The sequence below is a fragment of the Paenibacillus thalictri genome, assembly GCF_004307995.1.
Taxonomy (GTDB): Bacteria; Bacillota; Bacilli; order Paenibacillales; family NBRC-103111; genus Paenibacillus_AF; species Paenibacillus_AF thalictri.
The window spans coordinates 104991-119269 of sequence record NZ_SIRE01000010.1; the positions used below are offsets into that span (position 1 = coordinate 104991).

The window sequence follows — 14279 nt, forward strand, 5'->3', positions numbered from 1 at the left end:
CATATATCCACTGCTTTCGGAATGTACGTGATCTGAAATCGTCAACCATCTTGCCAAGCAAACAAGATGAGAGGCGATTTTCGTTATTTATCCGGAAAGTTCAGAATTCTTCATGTTTAACCTTATTCTGCCCTCCAAAAAAACAAAAGCCCCAAAAACAGGGCTTTGTCAACATTCTGACGTCACAAAATATTCCTTCTGTGACGTGTTTTTATTGCTTCGAAATCAAGCGCAGGTTTAATGCACAAGCGAACAGCTTGGAATGCTTGATCCGAAAACGGATCAGTGCTTGAACTGCAAAATTTGCTCATTGCTCTGTTGAAACTGTTTGGCCAACATAACGATTTGTCCCGTATGATAGCTGTAATGGTTCGCTAGGCCAAACAAGACAAACAGCGTTTTTTGCGGTTTGTAGGTCGGATCGGGGTTATAGTTCGGGCTGTGCTGCAGCATACGCTGCCAATCATCCGGCTTGAAATACATAGGAATTTCTTGGTCCAGCTCTTGGTCGGTGACTGCCGCCAATATTTCTTTGGATTGTGTCCTTACAAGCCGCAGCTTTTCCAAAAGCTCAGCCGCACTTAAGCCGCCTTCGGTTGTGAATTCCAGCGTCCGCTCGCGGACCAACTCTTTGCCGCCGATCGCGCTTGAGACGCGCTGGTATTCCGCTCCCGCCAAATGCAAGATTAAGTTACCGACGCTATTGGTAGATTCACGGAAGCGCCTCCAAACAAGCTCATCCGACAAACCTTGGAGTGAAGCGCTTATCTTCTGTAAATCTCCATCCATCATTTGCAACGTGAATGCGACTAAATTGTTCATCCGCGTTCCTCCCATACCCCGCAATTGGCTCCCCAAAGCGGCTCAACTTTGAGGGGTTGATATAATTCCATTGTACTTTATCCGAAGCCGCTTTGCTCCGCCAGAGAGTGAGGGAATGCTTTCGCGACTCCGGGAGGACGGATCGTGGAGATTCCGGCTGCCAAAATGTAAGCCCGCCTTGCACACCGAGGCCACTGAAAAAGTAGCGAAGTGAGCGAAATCATGCTGGAGAAGCGCCAGCGTTCGCTTTTGTCCCCGAATTTCACCTGCCGCAAGCAGATAAATTCAAGAAATTCGGGGACAATTGGCGATCGTAAGCATGATTCGCTTATGCAGCGTTCACTTTTTCAGTGGCCTCCCTTGCACCAAGGCGGGTTGTTTAGATTGGGGCGCTAATCTCTGATCGCGGAAACGAGCAGGAACATCGGCCGGCGGGTCTCGTCTTTCATTTCCGGAATGGCTGCCAGCATCTCTTCGGTTGGACCCGGCTCGGAAATGTTGCGGATGCTAAATCCCGATTCCGTCAGGATGTTCAGATGTGTTGCCAACGTCCGATGGTATTTGACGACATCGGTGTCCAAAAATCTGGCCAAACGCGGACCTTCATCCTGATAATGGTCAACCGGCCAATGCTGCCGTTCGCCCTGCGGGCCGTAGTGCCAATCTTGAGCCGCCAGCGCCGTAAAAATCGGATGCTCGACGGAAAATACGAATGTCCCGCCCGGTGTAAGACAGCGATGTACTTCCTTGCACACTTGATCAAAACGTTCGATATAATGAAACGCCAGCGAGCTGATCACAACGTCAAATTCGGCTTCGGCAAAACGGATGTCCTCGATCGCCAGGCGGAGGTATTCGATGGCCTCATCGTCGGTCGCCGCTCTGGCGCGTTCCAGCATATTCTCCGATATGTCGGCGCCAACGACCGAACGCGCATGCTGCTCCCGCGCATACCGGCAGTGCCAGCCGAAACCGCAGCCCAGATCAAGCACTTTTTTGCCGTTCAGATCGGGCAGCAACGCGCGAAAGGCGGGCCATTCTCCGGCTGCTTTCAGTCCGTCGACAGATCGAGCCATCGCGCTGTATTTGGTGAAAAAATCGTGGTTGTCGTATTTATTCTCTCTCATGTCTCTTAAAGTGATCTCCTAACGTATTGTTCGCGCCTCTTGCTTAAGCAAAAAAGGACAGCGATATATTTTTATCGAATGCAAAATTGGCCGCCCCAAGCGCCCCGCCGATATCTTTGAACTGTGAGGTGGCGACAATGGTATCGGACGCTAGAGGACGCATTGCGCGTTGCCTCATCACCTTGGTGGCCGTCTCGACAAAAAGCGGGCTGGCATTTGGCACCGTTCCCCCCAAAATCACCGCTTCCGGGTTAAACGTATTTAGCAGATTGGCCATGGCAATGCCCAAATAACTTGCGGCATTTCGGACGGCTTGAACCGCAAGCACGTCTCCTTCCTCTGCCGCGGCGCAGACGTCCTGCGCTTTCAGCGATTGCAAATCCACAATCTGGCCGGAGTAATTGTCATCGTCGGAAGCCCGCACCATCTTGCGGTATTCCTGTTCGATGGCAGGACCGGCCGATAACATCTGCAGGCAACCGTGATTGCCGCAGGGACACAGCGGGCCGTTAGGTTCGATCGTCGTATGGCCAATCTCGCCCGCGCCGCCAAGCGAACCCGAAAGCAGCTGGCGGTCGATATAAAGTCCGGCGGCGATCCCCATCCCAACTCCGATATAGATCATGTTCCGAAACTGCTGGCCCGCTCCATATCTGCATTCGGTCAGTCCTCTGGCGCGGTGGCGGTTGACGACGACAGTCGGCCAGCCGGTTTCTTTCTTCATCAATTCGGCCACATTTACATGCTGCCAATCCAAATCGGCGGCGCTGCGGATAATGCTATGTCCGGCGTCGACAAGTCCGGGAACGCCGAGCCCCAGCAGCGGGACGGGTCTTTTGTCAAGTCCTTCGGCAAAAACGGTGATTTCCTCGGCAAGCGTCCGGAACGAATCCTCCGGATCGAATGTCTGAACGGGAATTTTAGCCGATTTGACGACGTTGCCCAATAAATCGAAAGCTCCCAGCGTCCATGATTTATTGTCCAGATCGGCCCCTATGATGTAAGCGGAATTCGGTACTAGCTCCAGCGTTGTCGCCGGCCGTCCCTTAGTCGATAGGCGGTTGTCGGTTTCATACACGAGATTGCATTCGATCAGTTCGGCAATCGATATGGAAATGGTCGCCCGGCTGAGGCCGGTCAAATGGGTCAGTTCGATGCGCGACATGCTGCCATGCACTCGAAGCGTTTGCAAAATTGCAAGTTTGCTGCCTTTTTGATCCTTTAATTCGAGAAGTGTCATTTTAGCACCCTAATTATTTATTAAGTACAACGATTATAACATAAATAGCTGGATGCACAATCCATTTCATAAACATAATTTAAATATTTACAAAAGATTGCGTCTAGTGATAAAATGTTCCCAGATCATCCGCTTGTTGGGCGGAAGTCAGAGAGGGAGGCGAGTCGATGCTGAGGGGAATCCCGGCGATATTGTCGCCGGAGCTGCTTAAAACGTTGATGGAGATGGGGCATGGCGACGAAATTGTACTGGCCGACGGCAATTTTCCGGCAGCCAGCAACGCACAAAGGCTGATCCGCAGCGACGGGCATACGATTGCCGCGCTGCTGGAGGCGATTATTCCTTTTTTTCCGCTGGATTACAGAGTCGAACGCCCTGCTGTCGTCATGGCATTGCAGGACGGGGATCAGCAGCCGCCTGTGTGGGAGCTGTACAAGCAAACGATTCAAAGCTTTGAAAGCGATTTCCGGGATTACGATTATGTGGAGCGGTTTGCGTTCTACGAGCGGGCGCGGAACGCTTTCGCCATCGTGGCGACCGGCGATCGGGCTTTTAAAGGGAATCTTATTTTGAAGAAAGGCGTGGTTCGATGAAGAAACGTCAGCTGGGCTCGTCCGGCTTGGAGGTCAGCGTGCTGGGTCTGGGGTGTTGGCAGTTCGGCGGAGGCAGCTACTGGGGGGAGCAGGACCAGAAGGACGTGGACGAGGTCGTACATCTGGCTTTGGAGCAAGGCATTAATTACTTCGATACGGCCGAAGTTTACAATGACGGAGACAGTGAAATCTCGCTTGGGAAGGCGCTAAAGGGAATTAGACATCAAGCGGTCATCGGCAGCAAAATCAGCACCGCCCACGTGCGTGCGGACGTCCTCAAGGCGCATTGCGAGGCGAGCCTCAAGCGGCTGCAAACCGACTACATCGACTTGTACATGCTGCATTGGCCGATCAATCCGCTTGCCGTCAAGCATTTTACAAACGATCCCGAGATGATCGCCAGTCCTCCGAACGTGCAGGAGGTGTTTGAAACGCTGCGGACGCTCCAGCAGGAAGGAAAAATCCGCCATATCGGCATCAGCAATCACGGCGTCAAGCAGATGGAGGAGGTCGCTCATACCGGCGTTCCGGTAGTGGCCAACGAGTTGGCCTACAACCTGTTGTCGCGGGCCATTGAAGAGAAAGTGCTGCCGTTGTGCAGGGAACGCAACATCGGCATCATCGGCTACATGCCGCTGCAGCAGGGACTGCTTGCCGGCAAGTTCGGCAGCCTGGACGAGATTCGTCCGCAGCAGGCGCGGACACGGCATTTTCATCACAGCCGGGGAGCCGGGACACGGCATGGCGAGGAAGGCGCAGAAGCTGAAATGATTCAAGCGCTGCGGGATATTAAGGCGCTTTCGGGCGAGCTTGGCGTGCATATGATTACGTTGTCGCTGGCTTGGGCTATTGCCAATGAGGCGGTCACAACAACGATTGTCGGTTCCCGGAATGCGGCCCAGCTTCAGCTTAATGCGGCTGCGGCATCGTATGAGATCAGCCGCGAAACGATGGACAAATTAAACGAAATCACCGATCCGGTGCTGCGCAAATTGGGCGATAATCCCGATTATTACGAGAACAGAAACAACAGCAGAGTGTTTTAAAAAACGGCAGCCAGATTAGTTTTAATAATGACATATGTCTCCGCCTCCGGTATGATTCTGCGTCGAAATTTATCGTATTTAGATGAAATGATCCAGTTAAAAATATTTTTATAATTAAACTTAATTTAAATATTGACGTAAATGATTGAATTGAACTAAGATGATATTAACTGAATGGAAGCGTTTACTATTATAGAAAATACCCATTTTTTGGTGAAAAGGATGTGCTTATTCATGTCTGACCGCGATATATCGTTTTCCGTATTTACTAAGCCGTGGAAGTCGCCGTCGGTTTGGGATTTGTGCGTAATGGTGAAAGAGATGGGCTTTGACGGGGTTGAATTTCCGCTGCGTGACGGCTATCAGCTGGAGCCGGCCCAAGCCAGCCAGCTGCCTCAGCTCGTAAAGCAATTTGCCGATCACGGCCTTTCTATATTCAGCATCGCCAGCACTCCGGATGAACATGTATTTGCCGGCTGCGCGGAAGCCGGAATTCCGATGATCCGGATTATGCCGTCGATCAATCAAGAAGACGGCTACATGTTGTCCGAGCAAAAAGCGCGCCGCCACTTGGAATCGCTGCTGCCGCTATGCGAGAAATATGGTGTCAAGATCGGAAACCAGCAGCACTACGGCAACCATATCATCGACTCGATGGGCCTGCTGCATTTGCTGGACGGACTTGACCCGGGCAAGGTCGGCGCGATCTGGGACACCGCGCACGATGCGCTGGCCGGACAGCAGCCGGAATACGGACTGGATATCGTGTGGCCGTACCTGTGCATGGTTAATTTTAAAAACGCCTATTACAAAAGAACAAGCGGTCCGGAAGCGGAGCAGGCCGAATGGAAACGTTACTTTACCTCGGGCAGGCAGGGACTTGCATCCTGGTCGCGGGCTGCGGCGTATTTGAACAAACGCAGCTACCAAGGCGTCATCTGCTTGACGGCCGAATACACAAACGAGCAGGAGACGGAACGATTGATCCGTGAAGATATTCAATACGCCAAATCGTTGTTTGCGTGAATAGGGGCATAACCAAGCAAGCTTCAGAAAATTGAACAGAAACCTACATTTTGCGAATGGAGCTTATTTTAGAAAGGCTCTTTTAGAGAGGGGATTTCACAATGACTGAGAAAGTGAAAATAGCAATGATCGGCGCCGGAAGGATGGCCAATTCAGTACATTATCCGTCGCTGGCTTCCTTTGAGGATGTGGAGATTGCGGCGGTATGCGATCTTTCGCCGCAGGCGCTGCAGGCGACGGCCGATAAATACGGTATTGCCGGGCGGTATTCCGATTACCGTCAAATGATCGAAGAAACGAAGCCCGATGCCGTTTATGCGGTCGGACAGCCGCACATTATGTTTGATATTTGGATGTGGTGCCTGCAGCGCGGAATCAACTTATGTATCGAGAAACCGCTGGGGATCACGATTCACCAGGCCCGTGCGCTTGCGTACACCGCTGAAAAAAACGGGTGCATCACACAGGTCAGCTTTCAGCGCCGCAGCTCGCCGATGGTTGTCAAACTGCGCGAGGAATGCCTCAAAAAAGGGCCGATTACCCACGCGGTGTGCCGCTTCTATAAATCGGAGATGGAGCCTTACCTCCACGCCCGCGACCGGATGATGGACGACACGGTGCATTCGATCGACACCGTACGCTGGATGTGCGGGGGAGAAGTGGTCAAAGTCGAAAGCACCACCAAGCGGGTCGGCGTGCCGGATATCAACTACATTTCGGCGACGATGCATTTTGACAACGGATCTACCGGTTATTTGATTAATAGCTGGTCCAGCGGCAGACGGATCTTCGAAGTGGAGATGCACGCACCCAATATTTGCGCCGAAGCCGAGCATGAGCGGAAGGGTTATTTGTACGCCGACGGGGATACGGCCGGGATCGAATATGACGCACATGAAATATGCGGTGGCAGCGAGCTGTTCCAATACGGCGGGTTCCAAGCGAAAAATCGCGAGTTTATCGATGGTGTGAAAAACCGGACTTTACCGCCTTCTCATTTTGGCGATGCGCTGAAAACGATGGAAGTGGCTGAAATCATATTGGCGCAGGCGCTGCTCGCGGGAAAATAGCTGCGGTGACCAGCAGTACGGGAGGTGTGGAAATGTGGAAGCGGTAAGCGAGAAGCAATCGGCAAAAGCCGTGGCCGGCATCGGCAGTAAAAAGAAGCTGTTTCGCGACATGCTTCGGGTGTGGCAGTTGTATGCGCTGATGGCGCTGCCTTTTGCCTACATCATTATTTTTAAATATTTTCCTATGTATGGAGCTCAGATCGCATTCCGGAACTTTGTGGCCAATAAAGGCATATGGGGCAGCCAGTGGGTCGGGTTATCGCAATTTATCCGGTTTTTCGAATCCTACGAGTTTTGGAATATTATGTGGAATACGATTGCGCTCAGCTTTTACCAGCTTGCGGCCGGCTTTCCGTTTCCCATTCTTCTGGCGTTAAGCCTCAACTATGTGATGCATGAACAGTTTAAAAAATGGGTGCAAATGGTGACTTATGCTCCCCATTTTATATCGGTTGTCGTCATGGTCGGCATCATCATGCAGGCGCTTGATCCACGAATCGGGATCGTCAACGTGCTGTTAAAGGCGGTTGGTCTCGACGCCGTCAACTGGATGGGCGACGCCGACTATTTCCGCAGCATCTATGTCTGGTCGGGCGTCTGGCAGAACGTCGGCTTCAGCTGTATCATCTATCTGGCGGCGCTGGCCGGCATTGATCCGTCGCTTCACGAAGCGGCGGTCGTCGATGGAGCAAGCAAGATGCGCCGGATGTGGCACATCGATCTTCCCGGGATACTGCCGATCGCAGTCATCCTGCTGATTCTGGATGTTGGGCGTATGCTCGAAATCGGTTTTGAAAAGTCTTTCCTCATGCAAAATCCGCTGAATCTCAGCACCTCAGAAATAATCGACACCTACGTATATAAGGTGGGGCTTGCATCCAATGTCGTTAACTTCTCGTATTCCTCCGCCATCGGTTTGTTTAAAAATTTCATTAATTTGATTTTGCTGGTTGTCGTTAACCGGATCGCCAAAAAACTCGGCCAGAGCAGCTTATGGTAAAGAGGAGGAGACGATGTGCATAACAGCGTAAAAGAAGCAACCGGCGACCGGATATTCAATGTAGTCAATTACGCCGTGCTCAGCCTGTTTTTCATCACCGTGATGTATCCTCTTGTGTATATTGTGAGCGCTTCCTTCAGTTCGTCCGATGCGGTTATTTCGGGCAAAGTGTGGCTGTGGCCGGTTGACCCGGGGCTCAAGGGGTATAAGGCGGTTTTTGAATACAACGCTATCTGGATCGGCTTCGGGAACTCGCTGATTTACACGGTAGTCGGCACGGTCATCAACGTCGTGCTGACGATTATTGCGGCGTATCCGTTGTCCCGCAAAGATTTTGTGTTCCGTGGCAGCATCATGTTTATCTTTGTGTTTACGATTATGTTTTCCGGCGGCATCATCCCGAACTATTTACTTGTCAAAAGCTTGGGTATGCTCGATACCCGTTGGGCGATGATTTTGCCTTCGGCGCTGAGCGTATTTAACGTCATTATTACAAGGACGTATTTTCAAACCAACATTCCGCATGAAATGCTTGAGGCTGCGCAGGTGGACGGCTGCAGCGATTGGAAGTTCCTGACCCGCATAGTCATTCCTTTATCCGGTCCGATTGTTGCGGTCATTGCGCTGTTTTACGCGGTTGGTCATTGGAACTCTTATTTTAACGCATTGCTTTATTTGAAGGACCGCGGTTTATATCCGCTCCAACTTGTGCTGCGCAGCATTCTGGTGCAAAACCAGATCGACCCGAGTATGGTGGTAAGCGAAGAGGACCTGGTAGCGCGCCAGGGATTGGCCGATCTGCTGAAATATTCGCTGATTGTGGTTGCCACCGTCCCTGTGCTGATTATTTATCCGTTTGTGCAAAAGCATTTTGTCAAAGGGGTGATGATTGGTTCGATAAAAGGGTAAGGACGTTATGACGTTGCACATTGAAGGGGTTAGTAAACTTGCGCAGAAGGCTTTCCGCTGGAAAGCCCAAGAGATTGCGATGCCAGCTTTCCTACGGAAAGCCCGGTAGATGCTTACGATGCTAGTTTTCCTTCGGAAAACTTAGTAACGCTTACGATGCTGGCTTTCCTATCGGAAAGCCCGGTAATGCTTACGATGCCAGCTTTCCTACGGAAAGCTCTAAGGAGGTCCAATAATGAAAAAGACCGCAATGACGCTGATTTCGGCGATGCTCGCCGCATCGCTGCTGCTGTCCGCCTGTTCGAAGGATGCTTCGGCTCCTACAGCGTCCCAGGCGCCGTCAGCGCCTTCGTCCACGACGCCATCGGCTCCGGCTTCGGCCGATGCCGGCAAAAAGGAAAGTGCCAATGCCGCCAAGGTCAATCCGCCGGGCAAGTTTCCGATCGTCAATGACAAGATCACGCTCAAAGTGTTTATTGCAGGCAACGCGCTGGTTGAAAACTTTGATACAAACGGGTATACGAAATGGCTGGAGGACAAAACCAATATTCATGTGAAGTGGATAGTCGCCGATGTGAAGAACTATAAGGATCAGCTTAATCTTGCGCTGGCCAGCGGCGATCTGCCGGACGTTATTATGAACGCGGGCGTTTCTCCCGAGCAGCAGATGATATACGGCGATCAAGGAACGTTTGTGTCGTTTACCGATTTGATTGACAAATACGGCGATCTCACGAAAAAAATATTCCAGGAGATGCCGGAGGCTAGGGATGCCGTTACAGCGCCCGGCAACAAAATCTACAGCCTGCCTTATATCAACGACTGCTACCACTGCTCGCTTGACTACAAAATGTATGTATTTAAGCCTTGGCTCGACAAGCTGGGGCTAAAGGAACCGACCACTACGGAAGAATTTTACGAGATGCTCAAGGCGTTTAAGGAAAAAGATCCGAACGGTAACGGCAAGGCGGACGAAATTCCGCTCGTCGGCGGCATTTCCGCAAGCGGTCCTTCCAAATCGGCGATCGACGTATTTTTGATGAATTCATTTATTTACGACGACGGCGACAAGCGGATGCTGGTTAAGGACGGCAAAATCGACGTGGTGTACAATAAGCCCGAGTGGAAAGAGGGCCTCAAGTATTTGAATCGTCTGTACAAAGACGGCTTGTTGTCCAAGGAGTCGTTTACGTTAGACAAGGACGGATTGAAGAAAATCGCGGAAAATCCCGATATCGCCATCGGCGGAGCGATTCCGGCGCATTCTCCATCCGACATTACGATCGTCGAAGGCAAAAGCAACCGCTGGCTCGATTATCAGCCGATCGCGCCGGTGAAAGGGCCAAGCGGCTACCAGAAGTCGACATGGCTTGCGTACGATAAGATTCGCGGCGGCCATTTCATCATGACCAGCGCCAACAAATACCCCGAGGCCACGATGAGATGGGCCGACGCGATGTACGATTTTGAAGCGAACCTGTACTCCAATTTCGGTGTAAAGGGATCTTCATGGGAACCGGCAAAGCAGGGAGATCTCGGACGTGACGGCAATCCGGCGACATATCGGCTGCTCATCCCGTTTGGACGCGTGCAGAACGAATCCTGGGCACAGTTTGGTCTTAACTACCGGACCGACAAAGATTGGTATGCCGGTCAAGCGGTGTTGAAACAGCCGGATAAAGAGAAGATGTATTACGATATCACCAAAAAGAACTATGAGCCGTATAAGCCGAAGCTGGAGGAGGTTGTGCCTCCGCTGTTCTTCCCGACATCGGAATCGCAGCAGCTTGCCGAGCTCGATAAGACGATCAACGACTATTTTAAATCGATGACGGCCCGTTTTATAATCGGCGACGCCGATATCGAGAAGGAATGGAACAATTATGTCGGCACGCTTGAAAAAATGAACCTGAAACGATATTTGGAAATTTACCAAAAAGCTTTGGACGCTAAGAAAACAGTGAAAAAATAACCTAATGCAAGGAGCAGGGGCGGATGGTTTTCTCAGTCTGCCCCTATTCCATTCTGCGAGGAAGGAATGGTAATATGATGAATAAGCTGTTAGTGCAAATTCCGCGGCATCTCGCTCCGGCATTTTTTGACGAACACACGCTTGCCGAATTGGCATCGCTTGGCGAGGTGGAGTGGAACCCGTTTGACCGTCCTTTTACCGAAGAGGAATTGATCTCCCGAATTCAAGGGGCCGATGCGCTGATCACATCCTGGAGATGCACTCCGGTTAGCGATGCGGTGCTGGATGCAGCCGGCAGGCTGCAATTGGTCGCGCAAATGGCGGGATCGATCCGCCCCGTGTTTCCGACCTGGTCTGTCTACGACCGCAGTATCCGCGTGCTGAACAGCAATTATGCGATTGCCGTCTCGGTCAGCGAATCGGTGCTTGCGCTCATTTTGGCGCTGGGACACAAGATTATACCGGTCGACCGTGCCATGCGGGGCGGGCAAGTGCAGAAACATGAAGGGATGGAGTCGTATGAGCTGCGGGGCAAAACGGTCGGCCTGATCGGCCTTGGCATGGTGGCACGCGAGGTCATCAAGCTGCTGCAGCCGTTTGGGGGAGCGATATTGGTGTACGACCCGTTTGTTTCGGAAGAAGTTGCAGGCGAGCTTGGCGTGCATCTGCTTCCGCTCGACGAAGTGCTTTCCCGCTCGGACATTATTTCCCTGCATGCACCGAAGGTGCCGGAAACGTATCGTATGATCGGTGCCGGGCAGCTGAAGCGGATCAAGGACGGGGCGCTGCTCATCAATACGGCCAGAGGCGATTTGATCGATGAGGAGGCACTGCTTGCCGAGCTTCGCCAAAACCGGTTTTATGCCGGATTGGACGTATTTGAAACGGAACCGCTTGCTGCGGACAGCGAGTTCAGAAGGCTGGACAACGTAATAGCAAGGCCGCATCTGGCCGGTGTCAATGCGGATTCGCGCCGGCGCATCGGCAAACTCATGGTTCAGGATATGAAGCGTCATTTTACGGGAGAGCCCGTGATGTTTGAGGTGAAGCGGGAACAACTCGCGATTATGACGTGAAGTCACTATTTTCACAGATAGGAGAATGGGTGGATGAAGAAGTGGGACATTGCCGTTATCCCGGGGGATGGAATCGGCCGGGAAGTTGTGCCGGCGGCGGTACGGGTGCTGAATGCGGCTGCTGAGCTGCATGGCGGAATCAAGTTTGCTTACGAGGAATTTCCGTGGAGCTGTGATTATTATTTGCAGCATGGGGTGATGATGCCGGACAACGGTCTGGACATATTAAAAGGCTTTGATGCCATATTTTTGGGAGCGGTCGGCAATCCGGCCGTTGTTCCCGATCATGTATCGTTGTGGGGGCTGCTGATTAAAATCCGGCGGGAGTTTGAGCAGTCGATCAATGTCCGGCCGGCCAAGCTGCTGAAAGGTCTGGCTTCTCCCCTGAAACATCCCGGCGAATTTGATTTTATGGTCGTGCGCGAGAACAGCGAAGGGGAGTACTCGGAAATCGGGGGAACAATTCACCGGGGCGACGACGAGGTGGCGATTCAAAGCGCGGTGTTTACGAGAAAAGGTACGGAACGCGCCATGGAATATGCCTTCCGGCTGGCCAAGCAAAGAAGCGGACGTGTAACAAGCGCGACCAAATCCAACGGCATCATTCATTCGATGCCGTTTTGGGACAAGGTATTTAAGGAGATTTCCGGACGTCATCCGGAAGTGGAGACCAACTCGGTGCACATCGATGCGCTCGCCGCTTTTTTTGTGATACGTCCCCATATATTCGATGTGATTGTAGCGAGCAATTTGTTCGGCGATATTTTGACCGATATCGGTGCGGCCATTATGGGCAGTATCGGGGTTGCGCCTGCGGCGAATATTAATCTGAACGGCAAGTTTCCTTCGATGTTTGAGCCGGTGCACGGCTCGGCCCCGGATATTGTGGGCAAAGGGATTGCTAATCCGATCGGACAAATATGGACGGCCAAGATGATGCTGGATCACCTTGGCGAGCTGGATACGGGCGCAGCGGTACTGGATGCGATTGAACGGGTATTGGAGTCGGGAGTGAAAACCCCCGATCTGGGCGGTACAAGTTCGACGGATGAAGTGACAGATGCGGTTATCCGGGTTTTGCGCGAAAAATAAGATGAACCGGAATCGCGGTTGCACAAGGGGAGCGGCGCTCAAGATGAGACTTGAGGCCGCTTTTTTTGTGTTTTGGCTTGACTTGGGAACGTATGTTCCGTATGATGGAAATATGTAAAATTTGGAATCGGGGGTTGCCGATATGTCGGTTCTTTTTAATAGTTTGCATGGCGATTTAAGCCGGCTCAGCTTGGGTGAGTCGGGGGCAATACCAGGAGAATGGAAGGGCCGCGGCGCGCTTTATTTTGAGAACAACGATCTTGCTGCCCCGGTTCTTTTGCTCGATGAAATGAACGCCGAATCCTACAGGCTCCAGATTGAAATGGCCTGTCCCGGACCTTACGGATTTGTGGGGCTTGTTTTTGGAGCGCGGGATGCGCAAAATTTCGAACTGGTTTATGTATCGCCAGGCACTGATGACGAACCGGGTGAAATCCAATATGATCCGATCATGAACGGATCGTCGACATGGCAAATTTACAACGGTCCCCGCTATCAAGCTCCCGCGCCGATGCCGTCGGGAGAGTGGACCCAACTGGCCGTTGAGGTCAAGGGGCGGAGCGCCGCCGTGTATGTAGGCGATTCGTCATCGCCGCAGCTGTTCATCCCGAATCTGCTGCATGGTCCGTGTACCGGGAAGGTTGGGGTATGGGGGTATTTGCCTTCTTATGTCCGGCATTTGACGGTGGAGGATACGGGTTCGGCATTGACGCTTGAAGCTCCAGACGATTTAAGCCGATTAATGTCCGAAACCTATGTTACCGAATGGTTGGTATCCGGGCCTTATCCATATGGAACGGCAATTCCAGCGGATATGAGCTGGACGAAGGCGGCTGTCGAGGAAAACGGCACGTTGAATATAAACCGGTTATTTCCAGCGGATAGAGACGTTACCATCCAAGTCCGAAGCACTTTTTCTATATCCGAAGATCAGGAGACGATGTTATCTTTTGGATTCAGCGATGAATTGCGTTTATACATGAATGAACAGGAAGTATACCAAGGCGAATGGAAATGGGCCCCTCCGGAAAGCGACGGGCGAATTCGTCCCGATCATATAAAGCTGCCGGTTAGCTGGAAAGCGGGAATTTATACGATTCGCGCCGAGCTAACGAGCCGGGAAGGGATGTTTGGTTGGGGACTGGGTGTTCGAACCGGACTGACCGATATCTCATGGCATTCCGAGGAGCAATAAACAGTCCCTCCGCTTGATATGTTCGTAACCCCTTATCAAAACAAATGTGGGAAGGACTTTTCGCTCCTTCCCTTTTTCGCGAGCTGTTTCGATCGCTCTTCACGCAAGAGT

General features: G+C 51.9%; 13 protein-coding genes. 10 read left to right on the top strand and 3 right to left on the bottom strand.

Going from position 1 to position 14279, the window contains the following annotated elements; all coding sequences use genetic code 11:
* Positions 1 to 282 precede the first annotated feature (282 nt).
* The 3 genes from EYB31_RS15030 to EYB31_RS15040 form a co-directional block, all read right to left on the bottom strand.
* Positions 283 to 822 (bottom strand): DinB family protein, encoded by a 540-nt coding sequence (locus tag EYB31_RS15030; protein ID WP_165452434.1) that lies wholly within the window; start codon positions 820 to 822, stop codon positions 283 to 285.
* A gap of 392 nt (positions 823 to 1214) precedes the next feature.
* Positions 1215 to 1949: a class I SAM-dependent methyltransferase gene (locus tag EYB31_RS15035; RefSeq protein ID WP_131014174.1), complete on the bottom strand. Its 735-nt coding sequence runs from the start codon at positions 1947 to 1949 to the stop codon at positions 1215 to 1217.
* 43 nt (positions 1950 to 1992) lie between these two features.
* Positions 1993 to 3141, bottom strand: coding sequence for an ROK family protein (locus EYB31_RS15040; protein ID WP_240762437.1), 1149 nt, complete (start codon positions 3139 to 3141; stop codon positions 1993 to 1995).
* A 215-nt stretch (positions 3142 to 3356) separates the two neighbouring features.
* Between EYB31_RS15040 and EYB31_RS15045 the strand changes: the two genes are divergently transcribed.
* The 10 genes from EYB31_RS15045 to EYB31_RS15090 all read left to right on the top strand — a co-directional run bounded on the left by EYB31_RS15045 (position 3357) and on the right by EYB31_RS15090 (position 14168).
* Complete coding sequence (locus EYB31_RS15045) at positions 3357 to 3782, top strand: RbsD/FucU family protein (RefSeq protein ID WP_131014176.1); 426 nt, start codon at positions 3357 to 3359, stop codon at positions 3780 to 3782.
* Positions 3779 to 4828 (top strand): aldo/keto reductase, encoded by a 1050-nt coding sequence (locus tag EYB31_RS15050; RefSeq protein WP_131014177.1) that lies wholly within the window; start codon positions 3779 to 3781, stop codon positions 4826 to 4828. The genes EYB31_RS15045 and EYB31_RS15050 overlap by 4 nt, the downstream gene beginning before the upstream one ends.
* A 234-nt stretch (positions 4829 to 5062) precedes the next feature.
* Positions 5063 to 5854, top strand: a complete 792-nt coding sequence (locus tag EYB31_RS15055) for a sugar phosphate isomerase/epimerase family protein (protein WP_165452435.1) — start codon at positions 5063 to 5065, stop codon at positions 5852 to 5854.
* A gap of 101 nt (positions 5855 to 5955) precedes the next feature.
* Positions 5956 to 6924 carry a Gfo/Idh/MocA family protein gene (locus tag EYB31_RS15060; protein WP_131014179.1) on the top strand — a complete coding sequence of 323 codons (969 nt, stop codon included), beginning with the start codon at positions 5956 to 5958 and terminating at the stop codon, positions 6922 to 6924.
* Positions 6925 to 7033: 109 nt separating this feature from the next.
* Entirely contained in the window at positions 7034 to 7924 is an 891-nt protein-coding gene (locus tag EYB31_RS15065; RefSeq protein WP_165452442.1) for an ABC transporter permease, read from the top strand.
* Between the two features lie 15 nt (positions 7925 to 7939).
* The gene (locus tag EYB31_RS15070; RefSeq protein ID WP_240762441.1) at positions 7940 to 8833 is read left to right on the top strand and encodes a carbohydrate ABC transporter permease; all 894 of its coding nucleotides are present in this window, start codon (positions 7940 to 7942) and stop codon (positions 8831 to 8833) included.
* Between the two features lie 235 nt (positions 8834 to 9068).
* Complete coding sequence (locus EYB31_RS15075; protein WP_131014180.1) at positions 9069 to 10805, top strand: extracellular solute-binding protein; 1737 nt, start codon at positions 9069 to 9071, stop codon at positions 10803 to 10805.
* A gap of 74 nt (positions 10806 to 10879) precedes the next feature.
* Positions 10880 to 11881 carry a hydroxyacid dehydrogenase gene (locus EYB31_RS15080; RefSeq protein WP_165452436.1) on the top strand — a complete coding sequence of 334 codons (1002 nt, stop codon included), beginning with the start codon at positions 10880 to 10882 and terminating at the stop codon, positions 11879 to 11881.
* Between the two features lie 33 nt (positions 11882 to 11914).
* The gene (locus EYB31_RS15085) at positions 11915 to 12973 is read left to right on the top strand and encodes a tartrate dehydrogenase (protein ID WP_131014182.1); all 1059 of its coding nucleotides are present in this window, start codon (positions 11915 to 11917) and stop codon (positions 12971 to 12973) included.
* 142 nt (positions 12974 to 13115) lie between these two features.
* Positions 13116 to 14168: a hypothetical protein gene (locus EYB31_RS15090; protein WP_131014183.1), complete on the top strand. Its 1053-nt coding sequence runs from the start codon at positions 13116 to 13118 to the stop codon at positions 14166 to 14168.
* The last annotated feature ends 111 nt before the right edge of the window (positions 14169 to 14279 follow it).